This window comes from Ancylobacter sp. IITR112, from assembly GCF_041415945.1.
Classification (GTDB): domain Bacteria; phylum Pseudomonadota; class Alphaproteobacteria; order Rhizobiales; family Xanthobacteraceae; genus Ancylobacter.
The window spans coordinates 87735-111335 of the sequence record NZ_JBGCUS010000001.1; the positions used below are offsets into that span (position 1 = coordinate 87735).

A 23601-nucleotide genomic window follows, 5' to 3' on the forward strand; every position below is an offset into this window, starting at 1 on the left:
ACGCGGGGCGAGCCTGGCACCAAGCCGCGTGTCATCCGCGAGATGCCGAATGCACTCTTGGATTGAATGGCTTTCCGGAACAGGGACATGAAGTGGCGCAGCGCCGTCCTGGTCGTCCTTCTCGCTTCCTGCCTGTTGCCTGCCGCAAACGGCGGCGCTCGGGCCCAGCCGGCCCCCGCGCGGACGCCCGAACAACTCCGCTACGACATTGAGGAAAAGGTCTCCCGGACGCTCTTGGTGGGCTTCAATGGTGACGCGCCGGACACGCCCGATACGCTGCGCTTCATCACGATGCTGGGGCGCTATCCCCTCGGCGGAATCGTGGTGTTCGACCGCAACGTGCGCGACGCGGCGCGCCTGTCCGGGCTGATCGGGCAGATCGAGCGCGCGCTTCCCGAGCGCCAACTGGCGGCGGTTGACGAAGAGGGCGGCGCGGTACGCCGGCTGCGGCGGCTGCGCGAGGTTCCCGCCACCCCTGCGGCTGCCACGGTGAGCGCCGGCAGCCTGGAAAACGCTTTCAACACCTATGCCACATTGGCCGGCAGCCTCGCCCGGCTCGGCTTCGACGTGAACTTCGGCCCGGTGGTGGACCTCGATCTCGAGCGCGCCAATCCGGTGGTCGGCGGTCCGCGCCGGAGCTACGGCAATGACCCCGCCACTGTCGCCGCCTATGCGGGAGCCTTCGTACGGGCGCACGACGTCTACGGTGTGGCGACGGTACTCAAGCACTTCCCCGGTCACGGCTCCACCCGCGTCGATCCACATCAGACGGCCGTCGACGCCTCCCGCTCCTGGTCGCCGCGCGAGATGGAGCCCTTCCGCATGGTGATCGCCGCCGACCGGCCGGCTATGGTGATGACCAGCCACATTGTGGTGCGCTCGCCTGCGCTGGGACAGGCCTCCCCCCTGCCGGCGACCTTTTCGGGCGGCACTGTCGCGACGCTTCGCCGACAGCTCGGCTTCAAGGGGCTGGTTGTGAGCGATGACATCACCATGGGGGCCATGGGCGGCTATCCGCTCGACGAGGTGGTCCATCGCGCACTCCTCGCCGGGCACGACCTCGTCATCCTCGCCAATCTCGGCACGGATCCTCCCGCTCGCATCCGCGAAGTGATCACGCGTGTCGCCGATCGCGCGATGGCCGATCCCGCGTTACGGGCCGCCATCGAGATCGCGAGCGGTGCGGTCGATCAATTCAAGCGGGAGCGGGCGGCGCGCCTCCTCGCCGCGGGACAGGCCGATGTCAGTGCCACCCGGCAGCGCGAAGGCGCGCCCCCGCTGGAATCGCGACAACGGCCCGCCCTGCTGCCGGCGCAGCCGCCCCTGCGCGCCCTGCCGCGAGGCGGGAGGGCGGATGTGCTGAACGCGCAGCGCCGCCAGTGACGCTGCTCACAGGCCGTGGAGCCGCCCGCTTTCGGTCGGCCTGACGGGCGTGCCGCAGGCTGCGCAAGGCTGCCTGCGGCGTGGTCGATGGGCGGCTCAGACGAGGCCGTCCGATGCATGCAGGGTGCTGGCGACCGACAGCGTTTCTGCCGCGGCGTCATCGGCGGCATCGAGCAGCGCCTGCCATTCGGCCAGCGCCGACGCATCCTTGGCCGTGATGTCGTCGATCGACATGTCGGCCAGCGTCACGCCCTCAAGCGTGTAGCTCTGGTTGTTGCCGTCAATGTCGATGACGACGGAGCCGCCGACTTCCGCGACCGAGAAGCTCTGGGCCGACATCCAGCCGAAATCGAGCGTGTCCGTGGCCGGGTCGAAGGACAGGACGGTGTCGCTGCCCCATGCCCAGGTAATCGCCGTGGTCGTGCCCGTGTCGCCTCCGGTGTCGGTGTCGCCTCCGGTGTCGGTGTCGCCTCCGGTGTCGGTGCCGCCTCCGGTGTCGGTGTCGCCTCCGGTGTCGGTGTCGCCTCCGGTGTCGGTGTCGCCTCCGGTGTCGGTGTCGCCTCCGGTGTCGGTGTCGCCTCCGGTGTCGGTGTCGCCTCCGGTGTCGGTGCCGCCTCCGGTGTCGGTGTCGCCTCCGGTATCGGTGTCGCCTCCGGTGTCGGTGTCGCCTCCGGTATCGGTGTCGCCTCCGGTATCGGTGTCGCCGCCGCTGTCGGTATCGCCGCCGCTGTCGGTGTCGCCGTCACTCACCGTCTTGAAGATTTCCGAGAAGGCATAGGTGTCCTGATCAATGCCGCTGCCGACCGGCGAGACATAGCCGGTGGTCGAACCATTGTCGCGGCTCAGGGACCACATGGAGATGCCGGCCACGGCGTCGTTCGCCTGCGCGAAATCGACGAGTTGCTGGGCATCCTCCAGCGTGAACACCTCGGTGGTGACATCGTTGATGCCGACCATCACCGTGATGACGATCTGGCTGTCGAGACCGATCGCCTCCATCTGCGCGAGGGTCGCCAGCGCGGCGGAAATGGCGTCATTGCCCATGTCGCCCGTGTCGTAATAGGCGCCATAGTCCATCGCCATGATGTTGACGGTGGAAATGTCCACCCCGGCGTCCATCGCCGCGGCCAGAAGGTCGATGCCGTCCTGGGTCAGACCGGTGGTCAGCACCGGCAGGGTGAACGACACCTCGAGTTCGGGGTTCGCTTCCTGCAGCAGCACGAGCGCCTCGTTGCGCAGCGCGTTCGCGGCGTCATTGGCGATCGCCGATCCCTCGATGTCGAAATCGAGCTTGGTGACGTGATAGCGGTCGATGATCTCCTGATAGGCGGCGGCGAGAGCCTCGGCGCTGGAGAAGGTGAGCGCTCCCTCCTGGCCGTTGGCGCCGCCGAGCGAGATGGTGACATCGACGCCCTGCGCCTGCAGCGTCTGGATCTGCGACAGGATGGAGGTGCCGTTGGGCTGCGTGTCCTCGGCGATCGTGCCAGTGCCGCCCCAGCCGAGCGTGTCGGAGCCGGAGGACAGGACGAAGGCCAAAGTGACGGCGCTCAGTCCGGCGGCATTGACGATCTCGACGAGGTTCTGGCTGCTGCTCAGCGACATGTCGATATAGGGCGAGAAGGTCTTGTCGCCCCCGCCCGTCCCCTCGACGGCAGTGTTCACGCTGAGCACGTCGGAGGCGGCGGAGGCCCCGGCCTCGTCGAGGGCCACGATGGTGAAGGCGTAGGCGGTGGAAGGCTCCAGCCCCGTGACCTTGTAATAGGCGGAGGAGGTGGTCGCGATCAGCACGCCGTCCTGATAGATCTGATAGCCGCTGACGGTGCCGACGCCGTTCACCTCGGCCGCGTCCCACACCAGCACGGTGGTGGTGGCGGAGGTGCCGGCGGCATAAAGATCCTCGGGCGCGTCGGGCACGACGGGCGTGGTGTCCATGTAGCCGACGAACGTCCAGACCGAATTGCCGCTGGAGGGGTCGTCGCCCTGCGTCCACCATCCGGCCTGATACACCAGATTGCCGATGCTGACGCGGTCGCCGCCGGTATAGATGTCGCTGGCCGACCAGGCCGCCGCATAGGCGACATTATCCGTGTCGCCATCGGTGGAGCCGGGCGAGCCGCCATCATCCGTGCCGCTATCATCCGTGCCGCCATCGCCGCCGGTGTCGCCATTGCCGCCGGTATCGCCATTGCCGCTGCCCACGGCATCGAGCGCGGTCTGCCAGGCCACAAGGGCCGAGGCGTCGCGGGCGGTGATGTTGTCGAGGCTCAGCTCGGAAAGCTGGACACCCTCCAGCCGGTAGGTCTGGTTATTGGAGGGAATGGAGATGACGACCGAGCCGCCCACTTCCGAAATGGTGAAATTGGTCGAGGAAAACCAGCCGAAGTCGAGAACGTCCGTGGCCGGGTCGAAGGAAAGCACCGTATCGGTACCCCACTTCCAGGTGATCGCCGTTGTGGTTCCGGAAGAAGTCATGTCAGCCCCTTAATTTAGTTCATCGGTCAAAAAACTGAGTCTCAGGCAAGTTCGAGCGCTATCGCGCCTCATCACTCCGGGCGATCCTGTCCAACGTCTCTTGTTTGTTGATTTATTCTGTCAAGTTAACGTGACTGTGACCATTCATTGCTGGCTTATAATTTATAAGCGCGGCGTCATTGAAAGAACGCGCCGGCTAAGCGCCGGTGCGCAAGCGTGGTGTATTCTTCAGAGCATCTGTTGACCTGAGCCCGTATCGCGCCAAAGCCGGCGCGGCGGGCCCGCCGCACATCTCAATCCTCCCGGAGCGCCCGCGCCATCTGGTCTGTCAGTGGCTTCGTCAGATAGCTGAGAGGCGTGCGCACGCCGGTCACGACGAACACATCCGCCGGCATGCCGGGCACGAGAGTCTTGTCCGGGCCCAGCCGTGCCAACTGGCCGGCATCAATCCCCACCTTGAGCGCGTAATAGGGCGCGCCCGTCTGGGGATCGACCAGTCGGTCGGGCGAGACGACGAGAAGCGTGCCGTCCAGTTCCGGTGTGGAATGCTGGTCGAAGGCGGCAAGGCGGATGCGGGCGGGCTGCCCGGCGCGGATCCGGTCGACCGAGGCGGGGTCGGCCCGCGCTTCCACGACCAGGGTCTCGTTGTCCGGCACGATTTCCATCACGATGTCGCCCGGTTTCACGACGCCGCCGAGGGTGTTGAAAGCGAGGCCGTTCACCCGTCCGCTCACCGGGGCGCGAATATCCGTGCGGTTCAGCTTGTCCATGGCCTCGATGCGCTGTTCGGTCAGTTCCTGCACATTCGCGTCCGCCTCGCGCAGCTCGGTCAGGACCTTTTCACGGGTGTCGCGCTCGAGTTCCAATATCTGCAATTGCAACTGGCCGATGCCCTGCTCGATGGCGGCCTTGTCGGCGATGTGCCCGGCGATGGCGCCGTCCTTCTCCGCTTGCTGGCGCTCCAGGGCGAGAAGGCGGGTCGCCGGCATCAGGCCCTTGGCGGCGAGCGCGCGCGCCGCCTCCAACTCCTTGTCGATGAGGACGTGCTGGCGTAGCGCTGCCGCCCGCTGGGCTTCCAGGCCGCCGATCTGTTCCCGGCTTTGGGCAATGCCGGCCTCAAGGCGGGCCACCTGGGCCTTCAGCGTCTCGCGTCGGGCCTGAAACAGCCGCTCCTGCCCGGTGAACACACGGTCGGCGATCTCCGCGCCCGTCTCGGGTGGTGCGATGCCGTCGGCCGGCACGGCATTCGCCCATTGCCGGTCTGCCGCCACCATGGCATCGAGCATCGCCGGCCGAGTCATCACCGGGGCGTCGTCACGCTCGGCCTTCAGTCGGGCCTGCCGGGCGAGGGCTTCATAGAGCCGGTTCTCGATGATCGCCCGCTCGGCGGCGTGACGGGTGGCGTCGAGGCGGATCAGCAGGTCGCCGGCCTTCACCTCGGCGCCGTCACGCACCGCAAGCGCGCCGATGATGCCGCCATCGAGATGCTGGACGGCACGGGTCTTTCCCTCCGTGACCACGATGCCGGAGGACACCACCGCGCTTTGCAGCGGGGCGAGGGCGGACCAGAGGCCGAAGCTGAGGGCGATGCCGGCGCACACCATCGTTCCGAAGCGCAGATGGCGGGCGGGATCGGTCGGGTCGTGGGGCGCGCGAGGGCGGGCCGTGACCCCTTGCCACCGCGGCAGGAGCGCACGCCCGGAGCGGCGCTTCGGCGTCGCGCAAGCGGTTGCGGACGCATGGCCGGGGCCTGGACCCATGGGCGTGGCGCTCACGTCGCGACCCCCCCCGCCACAGGCGGCCTTGTCGGAGCGGCGGCGGCCGGCTTCATCAGGTCGCGCAGCACCACCTCCTTGGGGCCGAGCGCGGCGATACGCCCCTCCATCAGCACCAGCGCCCGGTCGCAGGCGGCAAGGCCGCTGGCCCGGTGGGTGATGACGATCACGGCCGCGCCGCGCTTGCGGGCGGCCAGAAGCGCGGCCGTCAGCGCCGCATCGCCCTCCTGGTCGAGGCTGGCATTCGGTTCGTCGAGCACGATCAGGCAGGGGTCGCCATAGAGCGCCCGCGCCAGGGCGATGCGCTGACGCTGACCGCCGGAAAGCGCCGCCCCGCCCGGCCCGAGGCGGGTCATGTAGCCGTCGGGCAGTTTCAGGATCATGGCATGGGCCGCCGCAGCCTGGGCGGCGCGAAGGATATCCTCGTCCTTCGCGCCGGGCTGGTGACGGCTGACGGCGTCGCGCACGGTGCCGCCGATCAGTTCCACATCCTGCGGGAGATAGCCGATATGCCGGCCGAGCTTGTCGGCGTCCCACTGCTCCAGCGTGGCGCCGTCCAGCCGGACGCTGCCGCTCATCGGGCGCCACAGGCCGACGATGACGCGGGCTAGGGTGGACTTGCCCGAGGCGCTGGGCCCGAGGATGCCAAGACCCTCGCCGGGTGCGAGCTGGAAGCCAATGCCCTCCACTACCGGGCGGCGAATGCCGGGCGGCGCGGCCACCAGGCCGGCGACGGAGAGGAGGCCAACAGGTGATGGCAGATCCATTTTCGGCGCGGCGCCGGCGTCATGGGCAAGCCGGTTCTCCAGCCGGGCAAGGGCGGCACGGGCGCCGGCCATGGCCTTCCACTGGGCGACAATCTGATCAATGGGCGCGAGCGCCCGGCCCAGCAGGATCGACGAGGCGATCATGATGCCGCCGGTTGCCGCCTGCTCGATGACGAGGACGGCTCCGGTTGCCAGCGTCGCCGACTGCAGGAACAGGCGGAAGCCGCGGGAGATCGCGGCAATGCGGGCGGCCGCGTCGCCGCCGCCGCGTTCGGTCGCCCGCGCGCTGGCGAGCGTCCCGCCCCACAGGCCGGCCACATGGGGCCGCATGCCCAGAGCCGTGACCGCCTCGGCCGAACGGCGGGCGGCTTCCAGCGTCGTGCTGGCCTGGCTCGCCTCGCTGGCCGCCCGGGCGAGGGGCGCGCGCGTCAGGTGATCGTTGAGGACGGCAAGAACCACCACCACCGCCACGCCCAGGACGCCGATGAGCCCGAGCGACCAGTGCAGAAGGCCCAGCACCACCAGATAGAGCGGAACCCATGGCAGGTCGACCAGCGCCAGCGGCGCGGGGCCGCCGAGAAAGCGGCGGATCGTGGCGAGATCGGTGGTAGCCCGCCCCTCGGCCCGCCCGCTGAACGCATCGGCGATCTCGCTGCGAAAGGCGGGGCCGGAAAACTGCGCCTCCAGCCGGTCGCCGAGCCGCGCCAGAACCCGGTTGCGGGCATAGTCGATCATGGCGAAGGCGACGTACAGCGCCGTCGCAATGAGGCCGAGCACCCACAGGGTGGACAGCGACCGGCTGACCAGCACCCGGTCATAGACCTGCAGCATGAACAGCGGGCCGGTGAGCATCAGGACATTGGTGACGCCGCTGAACGCCCCGACGCCGATGAGGGCCTGCCGGTTGCGGTTAAACAGGGCGTTCACGACCTCTCCGCGGCGATGGCGACGGGCCGGCGACGTTTCTTGGCGCCCCGTCATCGGCGCACACCGGCTGCGGCCCGCCGCATCGCCAGCCGCCTGAACGTGGAACCCTGCGACAACATTCCGGCCTGCCCGAAGGGCACCTGGAGGGGCCGTGCAGGTGGGCTCACGACGGAGTTCGCCACCCTGTCGAACGTATTCATCATCAAATAATCGCCGGCATTGATCTGGGCGGGCGGTGATCGGAGGCGTATTAATGCGGTAACAAAGTATTCTTACGTGTTCTTGTCCCAAGAGAGGAAGTTATATTTTATAACTTCGAGCACATGTTGAGAGGGTGCAAGAATCATCGTTCGCGGCGCATGGCGGATCGCAGCCGCCGCCGGAGTCTCTGGCAGCAGAGGGAAGCGCGCCGCGAGATCATTCCGCCCGCGAGAAGGCGCCTATTTCAGATCGGAGAACAGCTTCACTTCGGTGATGCCGACCGGGACCGTCTCGGCGCAGGGATCATAGGAAGCGGACAGCAGGATCTTGGCGCCAAAGCGCCGGATACGGAAGGTCCACTCATGGCGGACGGCGGCGTCGATGATGATATCGGTGTGGCGTTCGCTTACGCCGCTGATGAGGGCCAGATGACCGGACTCGATGTCGCGCCAGAGAGCCTCGCTCGCCTGAAGCTGCCCTGACTCGTTCACGAGATGTTTCTCGAACGCCTTGCCCTGCAGGAGGGACATGCCCGGCCACAGGGCGCGGTAGCCCCGCGAAACCGCCAGCAAGCGGATGCCGTCGAGATCATGGAGCGCCATGACGCCCGGCTGGCGTTCGGTGAACACACGTTCCAGCACGATCTCGTCCAGCTCGGAGCCGGAGAGCAGGTCGGTGATCCGTTTCATCAGTTCAGGCGAGGGCTTGTCGCGCCCGGTCTCCCAATAGGATACCGCCGCCTGGGAGACGCCCAGCATATCCGCCAGGGCGGATTGCTTGATGCCGTTCAGCCGGCGCCAGGAGCGCAGCCTCAGAGCGAAACGACTCTCCGCGTCCGACATCGACCTGACATTCCCCGCCCGGACAGGCTCCGGCTCTACCGCAGCGCAATAATGGCGGCGCGTTCCGGGCTGTCAATCGAGCCGAGCCAAGGATTCGACCCTCGGTCTCCCGAGCGGGGGGAGGATCCGCGTCTCAGGTCAGTCGGCGAGCAGCGTCCTGATCGCCGGGGGCAGGGCCGCCGGACGGTCGGGGCGCAGGCGGACGCCCATGGGCCCGGTCAGCAAAGCGGCGAGGAGGTCGGCCACCGGCTCCATCGCCGGCGCGTCGAGGCCGAGCGTGGCCAGAAACTGCGTGCCGACCCGCAGCGCCGCGCCCTGCGCCCGGGTGATATCGGGGCAGAGGCCGATGATCACGCCGCTCTCCGCCAGCGCGGCGACCAGCGCGCGCGGGGCCTCGCTGTCGGCGATGGGGATCAGCATCTGATGCGTATGGCCGTGCTCGGGGGCGATCACCGGCAGGCCGCGCGCGCGGCAGGCGCGGGCGAGCGTCGCCGTGTTGCGCCCGATACGCGCCGCATAAAGGCTGGCGTCGCGGCGCATATCGGTGAGCAGGCGCAGCAGCGGCGGCAGAAGGGCGGCATTGTAATTGGCGAGAAAGCGCGCATCGAGCAGCCGCGCCAGCGCCTCGCCCTGCGCCGGATCGCGGCCGAGGATCAGCCCGTGCGGCAGGCCGGGCAGGGTCTTGTAGGTCGAGGTGACCAGCACATCGACCCCCGCCTCCAGCGGGTTGGGGTAGGTGCCCCCCGCGATCAGCCCGGCGACATGCGAGGCGTCGAACACGGTGGTGGCGTCCACCGCCCGCGCCGCCGCCACCACGGGGGCGATGTCGTCCGCGCGGACCATGACACTGCGCCCGAGCATGACGAGGCGCGGGCGCCGCTGTTCCACCATCCGGGCGGCGCCGGTCGCATCGAGGCACAGGCCGGCGGCATCAAAAGGCAGTTCCTCGCAGGCGAGCCCGGCGAGATCCGGCGTGCCGCCGCGCCGCTGGCTCAGATGCCCGCCCTGCGCCTTGTCCGGCGCCAGCATCAGCTCGCCGGGGCGGGCGAAGGCGTGGAACACGGCGAGATTGCATAGGGTCGCGCTCGGCAGGCGCGGCTCGGCCCAGGCGGCGCCGAACAGGGCGCAGGCCTCCTGCCGCACCGCCACTTCGAACTGCGAGACCAGCTCCGTGCCCGGCTGCTCCTTGTCGAAGCTCGGTCCCATCGAGGGCATGGCGCCGAGCCCGGGGCTATAGGCGGCGAGCACCTCGGGGGAGGGAAGATTGGCACCGGCATAGAGAACCAGCCGCGCGCGCGTCAGCGTGTCGGCATGGCGGGCAGCGGCGGTGAAGAGCGTTGCGTGATCCCCGGTCATGGCACCGAGATAGCCGCTAATCGCCGCGCGGCCAATGCGGCCTTGCCACGCGGAGTGTGGCGAGCCGGCGGCGGGTTGTTATATAGCTCAGCCATGACAGACACACCCGCCGCCTCTGCCCCGCCGCCGCGCGCGCCGCTGTTCTCCCCCGAGGAGGTGGAGCGCTATGCGCGCCATCTCGTGCTCGCCGAAATCGGTGGGCCGGGCCAGCAGAAGCTGAAAAAGGCGCGGATGCTGGTGGTGGGCGCGGGCGGGCTCGGCGCCCCGGCGCTGATGTATCTCGCCGCCGCCGGGGTCGGCCATCTCACCGTCATCGACGATGACGAGGTGTCGCTGTCGAATTTGCAGCGGCAGGTGATCCACACCACCGCCGCCATCGGCCGGCGCAAGACCGAGAGCGCGGGCGATTTCGTCGCCGCGCTCAACCCGCATGTGGAATTTGAGGGGATCACGGCGCGGCTGACGGCGGCGAATGCGCTGGCGCTGGTGGGCGGGGCCGATGTGGTGATCGACGGTTCGGACAATTTTTCCACCCGCTATCTCGTCTCGGATGCCTGCGCGCTGGCGGGCCGGCCGCTCGTCTCCGCCGCGCTGGGGCGGTTTGATGCCACGGTGACGACGCTGCGCCCGCATGAGAAGGGGCCGGACGGCACCCCGAACCCGACCTATCGCTGCCTGTTCCCGGAACCGCCGCCGGCCGGGCTGGTGCCAAGCTGCGCCGAGGCCGGCATTCTCGGCGCGGTGGCCGGGGTGGCCGGCACGCTGGTGGCGCTGGAAGCGGCGCGCGCCGTGGTCGGCTTCGGCGAGGGGCTGGTCGGGCGGCTGCTGATGATCGACACCCTTACCATGCGCTTCGAGACGCTGAGCTATGGCTGGGACCCGGACAACCCGCTGACCGGCGAGAGCCCGACGATCACGGATCTGTCGCGGCACGCGGGCTGACGGGCGGCTATTTCTGCGTCGCCTCAAGGGGCGTCATCCCGGCCGAGCGCAGCGAGAGCCGGGATCGCATCCCTCTTCGCGAGGGAAGCGGCATGAGGTTCCACAATCCCGACGCAGGCACTCAACGCGGAGCAAGCAGCGCCCGATCGCGTTCGATGAGCGAGATCAGTTAGAGCATTTCACTGTTTCATGGAAACAGTGAAATGCTCTAACTCTTTCTTTTGTCGCGTTTTCTTCACGCGAACCGGTATCCACTTCGCTCGAAAACGCTCTAGGCTGATGGCGGTCAGGGAAGCAGGCCCTGGCGCTTGAAGCATTCTTCGATCTTGGTCACCACGGCCGCCGAACCTGTTAGCTGCCATTTGACCGGCCTCGCGCCGTTGATCTGGGTGGTCAGCAATTTGCCGTTCCTGAGGGCCGCGACGAAGCGATCGTCCAGCCCCGCTTCGCCCGCGCCTTCAGGGGTGAAGCCGAACTGGGCATCCACGCGGCGTCCGTCGAGCGTGATGATGCCGCCCTCAAATCCTTCCGTTTGGTCCGCAGGGACGCGCAGTTCCCAGCCATGCGTCTTCTTTTGAAGGATAAGGAAGCCGGCGGGATGGCTGATCGACCCGGCGCAGCCGACAAAATCCGGCCCCGCAATCAGCGAGACGACCTCCCATCCGCGCGTGGAGCCATAGGGCACCATCTCCAGATCGGCTGTCGTCTGGGAGGCAGGGTCCGCCGGCTCGGCGCCGGCATTCATGCCGGGCTCGTCGGCGACGGGCTCGCAGGAGAACTCCTCGACGCCAATGAAAAGCTTCGGCCCGTCGCCTTCCGGCCAGAACTGCAGTTCGCGGCCGGGATTCACCCAGGCGCCCTTGCCATCGGGCACGAGCGGCGCGCTGAAGGTGCCATGAAAGTTGCCACTGCTGTTCTCGGGATGGGTCTCGACGACAAGGCCGAGATCGCCGCCGCATTTGTAGAGAAGTTCGCCTTCCGCCCGCGCTGATCCAGCAGCGGCCACAAGAGCAACCATAGCAAGAAGGATGTTGACCAGGCGAGTGTTCATGGAGCGACCGGGCAAAGGGGAGAGAGGGAGCGTGCGTGGGCGGCCTTCCGACGCGGCCTGGGCATCGCTCGACGTCGCCGACCCGAACGGGGACGGATCTGTCGTCGGCTTCGGCTACGGGGGCACGGAGCCGCGATCATGCACGTTCCCTGATACCGTTCAAGGGCGGTTCTGCTGGGAATCCACGCCACATGTCGACGCAGGAGCGTGGGGTCGGCGATAGGGCGGCGATGCGCTGTTCCCGTGAGGCTCCGGGCGCCCGGAACCGCTTGACCATGGCCTTGTCTGCGGTAATATAGTAGTCAATAGTTGAGAAAAGCTATTTTGAACGACCGCCCTTTTTACGCGCGCCCCTTCCTGCGGGAGAGATCATGAACAGACCTGCCCTTTTGCTGCTGGCGCTTGCCGCTTTCAGTCTTCACATGGCGCCCACACCATCCCTGGCGGGCGAGCGCGTACTGGCCACAATCGGCGGCTGGCGCGTGATTTTGAACCGCAACAATGACAACAGTTTCAACCGCTGCATCATCGAGACCAACCAGAACGGCAAGGTGCTGCGGGTCGCCCATAACGGCAAGGGGCCGGATTTCAGCCTCTCGGTCCCGGCCCAGGGTCACAGGAACGGCGACGACGTGACCGTCGGCTTCAATGACGAACAGCCGGAATATTTCCGCTTCTCGTCCGATCGGGACCGCGCCTGGATGACGATGAGCTGGGACATGTCGCAGCTTTTCGAGACAGCCCGCACCATCGAAGTCTGGATCGGCAATCGCGAGCTCAAGTGGAACCTCCGCGACACGCAAAAGGCGATCATTCGCCTGACCGATTGCGTTAACGAGAATGCACCGTGACGCGCTGAACGGCTGGCAGCGCAGGTTTGCCATCGGCGATGGGGTCCGACGCCACGGCAGCCAACCCACTCCAGCCCATCCGCCTCGCGCTGGTACTGGGCGCGACCGATCCACTCCAATGAGCCCGCAGGCCCCGCGCTCCGATTGTCATCGTGCCTGGGTCCTGCCACCGGACAAAGGCCCACCTCATGCCGAGATGCGCGCGCGGCGCGCCTTGAAGCGCGCAGGCGCCTGTCTTCTGCCGGCCCGCTTCAGAGCATCGCCGGCAGAACCCGGTCGGGCGGGCGGTGGCCGTCCATGAACGCCTTGATGTTCACGATCACCTTCTCGCCGGTGTCCACGCGGGCCTCCACCGTGGCCGAGCCCATATGCGGCAGCAGCACCACCTTGCCGGCGCGGGCGAGCTTGAGCAGCTTCGGGCTCACCGCCGGCTCGCGCTCGAACACGTCGAGCCCGGCGCCGGCGATCTCCCCCTGTTCGATCATGCGGATCAGCGCATGCTCGTCGATCACCTCGCCGCGCGCGGTGTTGACGATATAGGCGTCGCGCCGCACCAGCTTCAGCCGGCGGGCGGAGAGCAGGTGGAAAGTGGCCGGCGTGTGCGGGCAGTTGATGGAGAGAATGTCCATCCGCGCCAGCATCTGGTCGAGGCTGTCCCAATAGGTGGCTTCCAGATCTTCCTCGATCTGCGCGGGGAGCGGCCGGCGGTTGTGATAATGGATCTGCAGGCCGAAGGCGCGGGCGCGGCGCGCCACCGCCTGGCCGATGCGCCCCATGCCGATGATGCCGAGCCGCTTGCCCCAGATGCGGTGGCCGAGCATCCAGGTGGGCGACCAGCCGGGCCAGGCGCCGTCATCGCTGGTGATGAGCGCCGCACCTTCGGTGAGCCGGCGCGGCACGGCGAGAATCAGCGCCATGGTCATGTCGGCCGTGTCCTCGGTGAGGACGCCGGGCGTGTTGGTGATGGTGATGCCGCGATTCGTGGCGGCGGTGACATCAATATGGTCGACGCCATTGCCGAAATTGGCGATCAGCTTGAGGTTCGGCCCCGCCGCCTCGATGACGCGGGCGTCGATGCGGTCGCAAATGGCCGGCACCAGCACATCGGCGGTGGCCACCGCCTCGGCCAGAGCGGCCGGGGTCATCGGCACGTCGTCGACATTGAGCCGCGCATCGAACAATTCGCGCATGCGGGTTTCGATCTTGTCGGGCAGCTTTCGCGTCACGACGACCAGCGGCTTCCTGCGGGCCATGTTGCTCCCCGTACAAATCACCGTGCGGTCAAGCTCCCGTTAACGCTACGGGCCCCACACTCGCGCCAAACCGGGCGAGGCGTTCCTTAGCAGACGGGTTGGCGAAACACAAAAAGGCACCGATTCGCGGTGCAGGCGTGTGAGGCCCACCGCGCTGCGGACGGCACCGCCCGATGGCGAAGGATTATTGAGACGATGCGTGACAACAAGCTTCGAGGCCGAACGAAGCTGCGGATGACGACTGCCGTGCTGGCCTGTCTGGCGTCACTGGCCTCACTGTCCACCTCACTGCACTCTCCGGCCATGGCCCAGGAAGCCGCGCCGGCCGATGCGTCGGGGCCGGTGGGGCGTACCAGTGGCCTGCCCGTGCCCCGCTTCGTCAGCCTCAAGGCCGACAAGGTGAATGTGCGCTCGGGCCCCACCCGCGACCATGGCGTCGCCTGGGTGTTCACCCGAGCTGGGCTTCCCGTTGAAATCACTGCTGAATTTGAGAACTGGCGGCGCATTCGCGACGCTGACGGGGCCGAGGGCTGGGTGTACCATTCCATGCTGTCGGGCCGGCGCACCGCCCTCGTCACCCCGTGGAAGGCGGGCGAGGAAGTCTCGCTATACGCCGAACCGTCCACCACATCGGCGGTGCGCGCCCGCCTGGAAGCGGGAGTGCTCGGAAAAGTCGAGCATTGCGACGGCAAATGGTGCCGCTTTTACGACAATGGCTTCGACGGTTTCATTGAGCAGGTGCGCCTCTGGGGCGTCTATCCCGGCGAGAAATTGGAGTAGGGGCAAGGCGTTAGGCATTGCCGCCTTAGGCGAAGCGCCGCGCGCCCGCCACGCACAGCACGACGAGAGCGGTGGCGGCAATCATCGTCCACGACACCTGCTCGCCCACCAGAAGCCCCGCCAATGCCAGCCCGAGGAAAGGCTGAAGCAATTGTAGCTGGCCCACCGCCGCGATGCCGCCCAGCGCGAGGCCGCGATACCAGAAGACGAAGCCGACCAGCATGCTGAACACCGAGACATAGGCGAGGCCGGCCCAGGCGCCGGCACTGACCGGCGCCAGCGTGTCCGGCCGCGTCGCCACCGCGAGAGCCAGCATCGGCGGCAGGGCGAGCAGCAGCGCCCAGGAAATCACCTGCCAGCCACCGAGGTGGCGCGACAGCCGCGCTCCCTCGGCATAGCCGAGCCCGCAGAGCAGCACCGCGCCGACCATCAGCAGATCACCCGTCACCGAACTCGGCACGCCATTGCCGGCGGCGAAGCCGGCAACGGTGGCGGCGCCGACCACCGAGAACAGCCAGAAGGCGGGCTTCGGCCGCTCGCCGCCGTGCAGCACGCCGAACAGGGCGGTGGCGAGCGGCAGCAACCCGATGAAGACGATGGAGCGCGCGGCTGTGATGTGCTGCAGCGCCAGTGCCGTGAGCAGGGGAAAGCCGACCACCACCCCGCCCGCGACCACGGCGAGGGGACCGGCATCCGCCCGCGCCGGGCGTTGCTGCGGCAGCAGGAACAGCAGCCCCGCTCCCAGAAGCGCGGCGATGACCGCCCGCGCCGAGGTGAGGAACAGCGGCGTGAAGCCGGCGACCGCCACCCGTGTCGCCGGCAGCGAGCCGCTGAAGATGATCACGCCGATCAGGCCGCTCCACCAGCCCTTTGCCATCGCATTCTCCCCTGTTGCGCCTTGGCTTAGGCGCCTGGGACTGGCGGGAACAGGGACGGTTGCGTAGGGTGGCGCCGAACAGTGAGGCCATACGGAGCCATACAGTTGACCGCGCGCGAGCCTGACCCAGCGCCGCCTCCGGGGCGCACCGATGGCGTGCGGCTGGCGATACGACGCCTCATCGCCAGCCAGGCGCTGCTGCCCGGCGACAAGCTGCCGTCCATCCGTCAGCTGGCGCGCGAGCGGGCGGTTTCACCCTCGACCGTCGCGGAAGCCTATGATCGGCTCGCCGCCGAAGGGCTGATCCGCCCCCGGCCGGGTGCGGGCTTCTATGTCGCGGCGGCGCTTCCGCCGGCGGTCAGCGAGGTTTCGGCGCCGACGACGCGCGCCGTCGATCCCTTCTGGGTGTCGCGCCAGTCGCTCGACGCTGCGCGCGGGACGCTGCGGCCCGGCTGCGGCTGGCTGCCGCCGGACTGGATGCCGCTCGCCGCTATCCGCCGCGCCCTGCGGGCGGCGGCGAAGACCGATGAGGCGACGCTGCTGGAATATGGCTCGACCCGCGGCTCGCTGGCGCTGCGCCGGCTGCTGGTGCGCGGCCTCGCCGGCGAGGGGATCGCGGCGGGCCCCGAGAACCTGCTGCTGACCAGTTCCGGCACCCAGGCGATCGACCTGATCTGCCGCCATGTTGTGCGTCCCGGCGACACGGTGCTGGTCGACGATCCCTGCTATTTCAATTTCCGCGCGCTGCTGCAAGCGCATGCGGTGCGGATCGTCGGGGTGCCCTATACGCCCGCTGGCCCCGATGTCGCGGCGTTCGAGGCGGCACTGGCGGCACACCGGCCGCGCCTCTACCTCACCAATTCCGCGCTGCATAATCCGACCGGCGCGACACTTTCGCCCCACACCGCCCATCGCCTGCTGGCGGCTGCGGCGGCGCAGGATCTCATCATTGTCGAGGACGAGATCTTCGCCGATTTCGAGCCGGAACGCTCTGTGCGCCTCGCCGCGCTCGACGGGCTGAACCGGGTGATCCGCATTGGCAGCTTCTCCAAGACGCTCTCGGCGTCGATTCGCTGCGGCTACATCGCCGCGCGGCCGGAACTGGCGGAGGCGCTGGTGGACCTGCAACTCGCCACCGGCTTCGGCGGCCCGAGCCCGCTCGCCGCGGAACTCGTCTTCCGCACCCTGAGCGAGGGCGGCTATTACCGTCACCTCGGCTCCCTGCGCGGCCGGCTGGCGCGGCGGCGGCGCGAGGTTGGTGCGGAACTCGCCCGCTGCGGCCTGCAGGCCTGGACGCTGCCGCGTGGCGGTTTTTATCTCTGGTGTCGGCTGCCGGACGGGCGGGACGCTTCCGAGGTCGCGCAGCGCGCCCTGCAGCAGGGTATCGTGCTGGCGCCGGGCAACGTCTTCAGCGTCAGCCTGGCGGCGTCCGATTTCTTGCGGTTCAACGTCACCCAGACGACCCCGCCGGTACTCGACTTCCTGCAACGCGCCTGTGCCGAGCCGGCGTTTCGGCAAGCTGCGCGTTGAGCGGCATTCCGCACTATGGTACAGAAAACGTCGTTACGGGAAGTGGTTTACCATCAAGGGATCGGTTAATGGCCAGAACAACCTTGGATATCCCCGTGTCGTTGAAGAAGGCGCTTGATGAAGAGGCCGCGCGCAAGAAGATCAGCCGCGACTGGTTGATTTTATCCATCCTCTCCGACCATGTGGATTTGAGCGTCCACACCGTGTTTCAGGTTTCCACCTCCGGCGCTCTGGTCGCCGGCGTGTATGACAAGGAAGTAACCGTCGCAACGCTGCTCGAGCATGGCAACTTCGGCCTCGGCACTTTCGCCGGTCTCGATGGCGAGATGGTGGTGCTGGACGGGCGCGCCTATCAGGCGCAGGGTTCCGGCAAGGTGACGGAGGCGACCGCGGAGGCGGGCGCGCCCTTCGCCGTCATCACTGCTTTTTCCCCCGACGCCACGGGCAGCCTGCCCAGTGTCATCAGCTTCGCGGATCTCGAAGCCAAGTGCGACGCCCTTCGCAACTCCGACAACATTTTCTACGCGCTGCGCCTGCATGGCCACTTCCCCTACGTCAAGGCCCGCGTGGTGAACCCGCCGGCGCCGGGTACCGCGCTGGCCGAGGCGGCGAAATCGCAGAGCGAATTCGTGTTTGAGGATGTCGAAGGCACGCTGGTCGGCATCTGGTCGCCCAGCTTTGCCAGTGCCTTCAGCGTCGAGGGCTACCATTTCCACTTCATTTCCGACGACCGGCAGCATGGCGGTCATGTGCTCGACGTGCGGGCGGACACGCTCGCCTTCGCCATCGAGGCGCTCTCCGACTACCGCCTCGTCCTGCCGGAAACCGAGGCCTATCTGAAAGCTAATCTCCACAGGGACATCGCGGCGGAGCTCAACGCCGCCGAGCGCGGCCACTGACACACTCCGGGGAATATCATGTCCGATGAAACGAAACCGGCTCAGATCGGCGCCGAACTCGTCGTGCGCGCGCTGGAAGAGCGGGGGGTGACGCATGTGTTCGGCATTCCCGGCGCGAAGATCGACGCGGTGTTCAACGCGCTGGAATCCTCCAGCATCGAGACGGTGGTCTGCCGCCACGAGCAGAACGCAGCCTTCATCGCCGGCGGCATTGGCCGCATGACCGGCAAGGCCGGCATCTGCATCGCCACGTCGGGTCCCGGCGTGTCCAATCTGGTGACGGGGCTCGCCACCGCCAATAGCGAGGGCGACCCCGTGATCGCTCTTGGCGGCGCAGTGGCGGTGGCGGAGGCGGACAAGCACATCCACCAGTCCATGGATGCCATCGCGATCCTGAAGCCGGTGACGAAATACGCGATCAGCGTCGGCGCCACCGAGCAGATCGCCGAAGTCATGGGCAATGCGTTCCGCGCGGCGGAGAGCGGGCGGGCCGGGGCGAGCTATGTGAATTTGCCGATGGATGTGATGAGGGCCCCCGCTCCGCAGTCGCCGGTCGCGCCGCCGCGCTTTTCCGGCCCCGGCCCGGCTGACCCGGCCGGCATCGCCGAGGCAGCGCGGCTGATCAATGCCGCCGCCAATCCGGTGGTCCTGCTCGGTATGCTGGCCAGCCGGCCGGATGCCGCCGCCGCGCTGCAACCTTTCCTGACCAAGGGCAATCTGCCCGTGGTCGGCACGTTCCAGGCAGCCGGCGCGGTCGGCGCCTCGCTGTTCGAGAATTTCGGCGGCCGGGTCGGCCAGTTGCACAACCAGCCGGGCGACGAACTGCTCGACGCCGCCGATCTCATCATCACCATCGGCTATGATCCGGTTGAATACTGGCCGCCGGAATGGAACCGCGGCAAGACGCGCCGGATCGTCCATGTCGACGTGCTGCCTGCGACGCTCGATGCCGACTACCAGCCTTATGTCGAACTTGTCGGTGACATCGCGCTGACGTTGCAGGCGCTGACCGCCGGCCTCGCCCGTCACGGCAAGCCGGCCCTCTCGGCGGCGATGCTGCACCGGATCGACACTGAGCGGCGCCTGCTCGCGGAAGGTGCCGCCAGGCGCGGCGGCGTGCCGATCCATCCGCTGCGGCTTGTGCATGACCTGCAGCAGTTCCTCAGCGACGACGTCACCGTCTGCCTCGACATGGGCTCGTTCCATCTGTGGATCGCGCGCTACATGTACAGTTTCCGCCCGCGCCAGATCCTGATCACCAACGGCCAGCAGACGCTCGGCGTCGCGCTGCCTTGGGCGATCGCCGCCTCGCTGGTGCGGCCGAGCGAGAAGGTGCTCTCCATTTCCGGCGATGGCGGTTTCCTGTTCTCGGCGATGGAACTGGAGACGGCGGTGCGTCTTGGCACCAACATCGTCCACATGGTCTGGATCGACGGCGCCTACGACATGGTGAAGGTGCAGGAAGAGCTGAAATACGGGCGCGGCTCGGGCGTCCAATTCGGGCCGGTCGACTATGTCCGATATGCCGAGGCTTTCGGGGCGACGGGGGTGATGATCACCTCGGCCGATGACATCCTCCCCGTTCTGCGCAAGGCGTTCGAGACCCCTGGCCCGGTGATCATCGGCGTGCATGTGGATTACCGCGACAACGTGAAGCTGTTCGAGCAGGCGCGCGAAAACGCCTTCCACTGAGCCGAAGCCCGGCGCCCGGCCGGGGGCGGCGGCCCGCGTCGCTCTCCGCCTGCGCCGTCGCCCGCTGGCGCAGGCACCCCGATGCCGACAAACCGTCCTATCCGGCAGAGAGCGCGGGACCTTTCAAAACGAAAAAACGCCGAAACCCTTTGGTTTCAGCGGCTTTTCGGTAGTCTCAGGACCGTCTTGGACGGTCAATTGGTGCCCAGGAGAGGACCGAGCGGCGACGCACGAGAAGCTTTGAAGGATAAGGCTTTCAGGCAGGCCCGTCCAGCGATTGTTACACATATCTGTAGCGCAGCGGCTTCTCGCCTTCTCTGCCGACGCTACGCATATGCAGAGTTTAAAGCTGTTGCGGCGCAACCCGGCGTCACCATAATGGCGGGCGCAATGCGAACAGGAGATTGCGCATGAAAACCGCCAGCACATCGCCCAGCGCCGCCGCTGCTCCCTCCCTCCCGACGAACGACGCCGAGGCCATCGACTTCGCGCTCCGACATGTGGAGGGATGGGAGGTCGCCACCTTCTTGGCCGATTGGCGCGAACGCCGGAACATGGCCGCATGGCTCCCGCAAGCAGACGCCGAGGCGTAGGGGAATCGGGACCGGCTAGAAGTTAGGCGTCCTCTTGAACCCGGCCAGCCGCTTTTTCCAGTTGCGATGCGCCGACCGTTATGCCGGCAGTTGCTGGGCGAACCTGCATGGAATCATATGCACTACAAGAAAATCAGGGCCAGCCATCGAGGTAGCGATATTAGCCCTCTGACTCGACGCCACCTCTTTGCCAAGCGGCAGCAGGAGAAGGCACTGGAGGAGCGTCTCGCCCCTGCAATCAAAAGGGCAGTAAAAGAGGGCCGTTGCTCCGCGCTCATTATGCCGACCGAGGGGCGATCCACGCCCTATAGGGATACTCCGGCGACTGAAGGGGGCTTGTGCGGGGAGGCGGTCTTCAAGAGGGGATACTGCCGGGCACACTTTGACACCCACGTTCTCTACCTACGAAGGCGGAAATCGGGGCGGGCCGGCAGGGGGATTACTTGCCGCCCCTTTCGGGCCGATGAAATACCCTGCGGGGTCATGAGCGAGGCCCAGATTGGCCTAATGGCGGACCTGTGCCGTCTACCCATAGGCACACCGTTGAACGATTGCATTGCCCGGCTGAATGCTGTGGACACGGCGAACCCGCTACCGAACCTAAAGCCACGGGCGAAGTCTGATCAAATTAAATCAAGGACTTAAGTGGCCCGGTACGTATTGAAAGGAAGTAAGCGCCCAAACCGCCTCGGCTGGGATTCAGCAATGACCTGTGGCGCGGAGGGCTGATGCTGTTCCATGGCCCTGCTCCCTGCGGCGACCACGGGGGGCTGCTCCTTCTGCTCCATGGTGGTGCTCCTCCGGTATCCATGTGGGGAGGCCGGGCCGTCCGCCATGGCCGCCCGCATTGCCGAAGGTCGATCTCTCCTCAAGTCTCTACGGCGCAATACTTTTTCGCATGACACAACGCAGTTGCAGATAAATAGCCTCCTTCTTGAAATCAGCATAACGCTGGCCTCATGCAGGAGCCCCGATGCGGCGACATTGGGTGATGCCCGCGAGACACTGAATCAGTGCCGTCACCCGGTCCCCCGATGCACCTCGCGCGGCCACTCCAAGGCACCCTGTCGACCATCCACGGCACCCGTGCGAGACCCATACGGAAGCGGCCACTATGGCTAAGCCGCTGCCAACTTTGTCCTTTCGGGCTGCTCACTAGCGGCCGTTGACGTCGGCGGGGCGCATCCGCCCGCACCCCTATCACCACGAAGCTTCTCCCCTTTCTGCCTGCCATGGGTGCCCATCAGAAGAACCAGGAGCGGCGGCAGACGCAGCAACCCGGCGGTCAAAAGATACTGGACGCCTTGCGGCCCAATTAGCGGCCATGCCGGGGGGAGCCGTTCGGCGCCTCCTCCGCATTCCCAATCCGACAACCCGGAGCAACCCCTATGCAATTTTTCAGGCAGGATCACCCATGACCATTTACCCCCCAAGCCGACCGGCTGGCGGGGCAGGGGAGGAGCGCCGAGGCGACTTCACGTCGGTCTTCATAGATCCTTGGCTCACCTGTCAGGGCGATACGCTGAAGACGCTCACAGATACCATCATGTCCCGCCTCTCAGCCGCCGCGCCCCGTTCTCCCGGCACCCGCGCCGCCCGCCGCGATGCACTGGCCCGGAAGGAGCTTGCCGTCTCTAGCCTTGTGGCGAATCTTGCCGCCGTCGCTCTCAGCCCCCACGCCGCGCCCTCCACCCGCCTAGGAGTATCCACCGCCAAGATCAAGGCCACGAGATATGACCGCGCGGATTACCCGAGGCGCATCCTTGCGGAGACCCTCGCGGCATTGGAGACGATGGGAGTCCTGAAACGGTACCCATATCTCTACAAGCAGTTCGCCACCACGGTGGAGCCCACGGAGGCGTTCAAGGCAGACTTGGAGCGTCATGGTGTCCGCCTCCGGGACATCGGCCGGGAACTGGGTGGCGAGGCGGTATGGCTCAATGCCCGCACCGGGGAGGCTCCCTTTGGGAGCAACCCCATGCCCAAGGCGCTGATGCCGTACAGCGACACGGAGGAGACCATGCGCCTCCGCTCCGAGGTCCAGCGGCTCAATGCCTTCCTCAACGACTCCGCCATGACGTTCGACGGGGAGCCTCAAGTGCCGGTGGCCCTCCGGCGGACGTTCCTCCTCCGCTCTCCTCAAGACGCCCCCGCGTTCAACCTCAATGGCCGCTTGGTTGGAGGCTGGTGGCAGAACCTGAAGTCTACCGAGCGGCACCGCATCGCCATCGCGGGGGAGCCCATCGCGGACCTCGATTATAGCTCCTGCTTTGCCATGCTGGCGTATCTCAGGGTCACTGGCAGCATCCCCAATAGCGACGCCTATGACATCCCCGGACTGGAGGAGCACCGCCAAGGCGCCAAGCTGGGGCTCCTCTCGCTCCTCTCGCGCTCCACCGAGATGCGCCGGCTGGCGCCGGAGCTTAAGGCCGCGCTGCCTGAGGGGTGGAATGCCCAGCGTTTGCATGAGGCGATGGCCCGGCGGCATCCTGCCATTGCGGGCTGCTTTGGGACGGATATCGGGGTGGAGCTTATGGCCGATGAGAGCCGGCTGCTTATGGCGGTGCTCCTCGAATTGGAGCGGCGGGGCGTTTCGGCCCAAGGGCTCCACGATGGCCTTCAGGTCCGCATATCCGATCGAGAGGAGGCCATGGAGGTCATGCAGGTCGTATCGGCGCGGGAACTTGGGCAGGCGCTCCCCGTGCGGGAGAAGGCCGTAAGGCGGCCCGCTGTTGGCGCGGCGTGATGGAGGACATGGAAAAGGGCCAGACGTTTGCCCCGTCTGACCCTTCCCATTTGGCTGTAGCTTGAAGGCCGGACCATCGCGGCTGCAATCATCAGGCGTGAAGCATTATACTCGACAGAATCGCAGACCTACAAGTTAAAATGCCATCGCCTCGGGATTTTTCTGCTAACCGGCCACTAATGGGGGAAGGAGGCTCTAGGTGGGGGCTTTAGGTAACAAGGTGGAGGTCTGGTCTTCGACCATCATCGACCTCTTATTGCACCTAGAGGGGGCGAGAGGTGTCCCGGCCTATAGTGCTCAAGGTCACTGAGTAGATACCGGATAACTCTGTGTGTCCTCCTTGAGCGGGAGGGAGAGCGGATGAATATCCCCCTCCACCCCAAGTTCCTCCTCTCAGTCACCCTCTCGACTACAGGCCGGCCCATCCCATCGGGCTCCCCGCCATCGCCGCCCCGCCTTCGGCCCCCTCCAGCACCGCCACCATGCCGGCCTCGCGCTCTCCCGCCGCATTCTCCCATCGCCGCCAATGGGTCTCCGCCTCAGGCGCCCGCCTCGCGGTGCCTGTAAGTGCGCCCATGCGGTGGAGCATCGGGGCCGCGCGTGCCGTCAGCATCACGCAGCCCGGCGGTCTCCGGAAGAGATGCCGAAACCGCACACAACCCGG

The 23601-nt window shown here is 67.0% G+C and carries 18 protein-coding genes; 9 read left to right on the top strand and 9 right to left on the bottom strand.

Annotated features, from left to right (window positions below; genetic code table 11):
* Positions 1-87 precede the first annotated feature (87 nt).
* On the top strand, positions 88-1383 hold the full coding sequence (locus tag AAC979_RS00380; RefSeq protein WP_371344807.1) for a glycoside hydrolase family 3 N-terminal domain-containing protein: 1296 nt from the start codon (positions 88-90) through the stop codon (positions 1381-1383).
* A gap of 96 nt (positions 1384-1479) precedes the next feature.
* Here AAC979_RS00380 and AAC979_RS00385 read toward each other — a convergent pair whose 3' ends face one another.
* The 5 genes from AAC979_RS00385 to AAC979_RS00405 form a co-directional block, all read right to left on the bottom strand.
* Positions 1480-3855 (bottom strand): fibronectin type III domain-containing protein, encoded by a 2376-nt coding sequence (locus tag AAC979_RS00385; RefSeq protein ID WP_371344808.1) that lies wholly within the window; start codon positions 3853-3855, stop codon positions 1480-1482.
* Between the two features lie 293 nt (positions 3856-4148).
* Complete coding sequence (locus AAC979_RS00390; protein ID WP_371348967.1) at positions 4149-5615, bottom strand: HlyD family type I secretion periplasmic adaptor subunit; 1467 nt, start codon at positions 5613-5615, stop codon at positions 4149-4151.
* An 11-nt stretch (positions 5616-5626) separates the two neighbouring features.
* Entirely contained in the window at positions 5627-7324 is a 1698-nt protein-coding gene (locus AAC979_RS00395; protein ID WP_371344810.1) for a type I secretion system permease/ATPase, read from the bottom strand.
* Positions 7325-7764: 440 nt separating this feature from the next.
* Complete coding sequence (locus AAC979_RS00400; protein ID WP_371344811.1) at positions 7765-8367, bottom strand: helix-turn-helix domain-containing protein; 603 nt, start codon at positions 8365-8367, stop codon at positions 7765-7767.
* Between the two features lie 138 nt (positions 8368-8505).
* A complete protein-coding gene (locus AAC979_RS00405; protein ID WP_371344812.1) occupies positions 8506-9723 on the bottom strand; it encodes a glycine hydroxymethyltransferase in 1218 nt (405 codons plus the stop codon).
* A 138-nt stretch (positions 9724-9861) separates the two neighbouring features.
* On the opposite strand from AAC979_RS00405, the gene AAC979_RS00410 reads away from it, so the two are divergent.
* On the top strand, positions 9862-10665 hold the full coding sequence (locus tag AAC979_RS00410) for a ThiF family adenylyltransferase (protein WP_371348968.1): 804 nt from the start codon (positions 9862-9864) through the stop codon (positions 10663-10665).
* Between the two features lie 286 nt (positions 10666-10951).
* Here the strand turns inward: AAC979_RS00410 and AAC979_RS00415 are convergent, their stop codons facing one another.
* Positions 10952-11716: a hypothetical protein gene (locus tag AAC979_RS00415; RefSeq protein WP_371344814.1), complete on the bottom strand. Its 765-nt coding sequence runs from the start codon at positions 11714-11716 to the stop codon at positions 10952-10954.
* A gap of 371 nt (positions 11717-12087) precedes the next feature.
* Between AAC979_RS00415 and AAC979_RS00420 the strand changes: the two genes are divergently transcribed.
* The gene (locus tag AAC979_RS00420) at positions 12088-12567 is read left to right on the top strand and encodes a hypothetical protein (RefSeq protein ID WP_371344815.1); all 480 of its coding nucleotides are present in this window, start codon (positions 12088-12090) and stop codon (positions 12565-12567) included.
* A 251-nt stretch (positions 12568-12818) separates the two neighbouring features.
* Here the strand turns inward: AAC979_RS00420 and AAC979_RS00425 are convergent, their stop codons facing one another.
* A complete protein-coding gene (locus AAC979_RS00425) occupies positions 12819-13820 on the bottom strand; it encodes a 2-hydroxyacid dehydrogenase (protein ID WP_371344816.1) in 1002 nt (333 codons plus the stop codon).
* A gap of 234 nt (positions 13821-14054) precedes the next feature.
* On the opposite strand from AAC979_RS00425, the gene AAC979_RS00430 reads away from it, so the two are divergent.
* The gene (locus tag AAC979_RS00430; protein ID WP_371344817.1) at positions 14055-14600 is read left to right on the top strand and encodes an SH3 domain-containing protein; all 546 of its coding nucleotides are present in this window, start codon (positions 14055-14057) and stop codon (positions 14598-14600) included.
* A 25-nt stretch (positions 14601-14625) separates the two neighbouring features.
* Here the strand turns inward: AAC979_RS00430 and AAC979_RS00435 are convergent, their stop codons facing one another.
* Positions 14626-15477 carry a DMT family transporter gene (locus tag AAC979_RS00435; protein WP_371344818.1) on the bottom strand — a complete coding sequence of 284 codons (852 nt, stop codon included), beginning with the start codon at positions 15475-15477 and terminating at the stop codon, positions 14626-14628.
* A 105-nt stretch (positions 15478-15582) separates the two neighbouring features.
* On the opposite strand from AAC979_RS00435, the gene AAC979_RS00440 reads away from it, so the two are divergent.
* From AAC979_RS00440 to AAC979_RS00460, 5 genes are all read left to right on the top strand, one after another.
* Positions 15583-17007, top strand: coding sequence for a PLP-dependent aminotransferase family protein (locus AAC979_RS00440; protein WP_371344820.1), 1425 nt, complete (start codon positions 15583-15585; stop codon positions 17005-17007).
* A 95-nt stretch (positions 17008-17102) separates the two neighbouring features.
* On the top strand, positions 17103-17906 hold the full coding sequence (budA, locus tag AAC979_RS00445; protein ID WP_371344821.1) for an acetolactate decarboxylase: 804 nt from the start codon (positions 17103-17105) through the stop codon (positions 17904-17906).
* An 18-nt stretch (positions 17907-17924) separates the two neighbouring features.
* Positions 17925-19598 (top strand): acetolactate synthase AlsS, encoded by a 1674-nt coding sequence (gene alsS / locus AAC979_RS00450; RefSeq protein WP_371344822.1) that lies wholly within the window; start codon positions 17925-17927, stop codon positions 19596-19598.
* A gap of 410 nt (positions 19599-20008) precedes the next feature.
* Positions 20009-20191 carry a hypothetical protein gene (locus AAC979_RS00455; protein ID WP_371344823.1) on the top strand — a complete coding sequence of 61 codons (183 nt, stop codon included), beginning with the start codon at positions 20009-20011 and terminating at the stop codon, positions 20189-20191.
* Positions 20192-21605: 1414 nt separating this feature from the next.
* Positions 21606-22937: a hypothetical protein gene (locus AAC979_RS00460; RefSeq protein ID WP_371344825.1), complete on the top strand. Its 1332-nt coding sequence runs from the start codon at positions 21606-21608 to the stop codon at positions 22935-22937.
* Positions 22938-23346: 409 nt separating this feature from the next.
* Here the strand turns inward: AAC979_RS00460 and AAC979_RS00465 are convergent, their stop codons facing one another.
* Positions 23347-23553, bottom strand: a complete 207-nt coding sequence (locus tag AAC979_RS00465; protein WP_371344826.1) for a hypothetical protein — start codon at positions 23551-23553, stop codon at positions 23347-23349.
* Positions 23554-23601 lie beyond the last annotated feature (48 nt).

Excerpts from the sequence above, each read along its gene's own strand:
- AAC979_RS00380 (WP_371344807.1), top strand. The coding sequence starts at position 88 with ATGAAGTGGCGCAGCGCCGTCCTGGTCGTCCTTCTCGCTTCCTGCCTG.
- AAC979_RS00385 (WP_371344808.1), bottom strand. The coding sequence starts at position 3,855 with ATGACTTCTTCCGGAACCACAACGGCGATCACCTGGAAGTGGGGTACC.
- AAC979_RS00390 (WP_371348967.1), bottom strand. The coding sequence starts at position 5,615 with ATGGGTCCAGGCCCCGGCCATGCGTCCGCAACCGCTTGCGCGACGCCG.
- AAC979_RS00400 (WP_371344811.1), bottom strand. The coding sequence starts at position 8,367 with ATGTCGGACGCGGAGAGTCGTTTCGCTCTGAGGCTGCGCTCCTGGCGC.
- AAC979_RS00405 (WP_371344812.1), bottom strand. The coding sequence starts at position 9,723 with ATGACCGGGGATCACGCAACGCTCTTCACCGCCGCTGCCCGCCATGCC.
- AAC979_RS00415 (WP_371344814.1), bottom strand. The coding sequence starts at position 11,716 with ATGAACACTCGCCTGGTCAACATCCTTCTTGCTATGGTTGCTCTTGTG.
- AAC979_RS00420 (WP_371344815.1), top strand. The coding sequence starts at position 12,088 with ATGAACAGACCTGCCCTTTTGCTGCTGGCGCTTGCCGCTTTCAGTCTT.
- AAC979_RS00425 (WP_371344816.1), bottom strand. The coding sequence starts at position 13,820 with ATGGCCCGCAGGAAGCCGCTGGTCGTCGTGACGCGAAAGCTGCCCGAC.
- AAC979_RS00430 (WP_371344817.1), top strand. The coding sequence starts at position 14,055 with ATGACGACTGCCGTGCTGGCCTGTCTGGCGTCACTGGCCTCACTGTCC.
- AAC979_RS00435 (WP_371344818.1), bottom strand. The coding sequence starts at position 15,477 with ATGGCAAAGGGCTGGTGGAGCGGCCTGATCGGCGTGATCATCTTCAGC.
- alsS (WP_371344822.1), top strand. The coding sequence starts at position 17,925 with ATGTCCGATGAAACGAAACCGGCTCAGATCGGCGCCGAACTCGTCGTG.
- AAC979_RS00455 (WP_371344823.1), top strand. The coding sequence starts at position 20,009 with ATGAAAACCGCCAGCACATCGCCCAGCGCCGCCGCTGCTCCCTCCCTC.
- AAC979_RS00460 (WP_371344825.1), top strand. The coding sequence starts at position 21,606 with ATGACCATTTACCCCCCAAGCCGACCGGCTGGCGGGGCAGGGGAGGAG.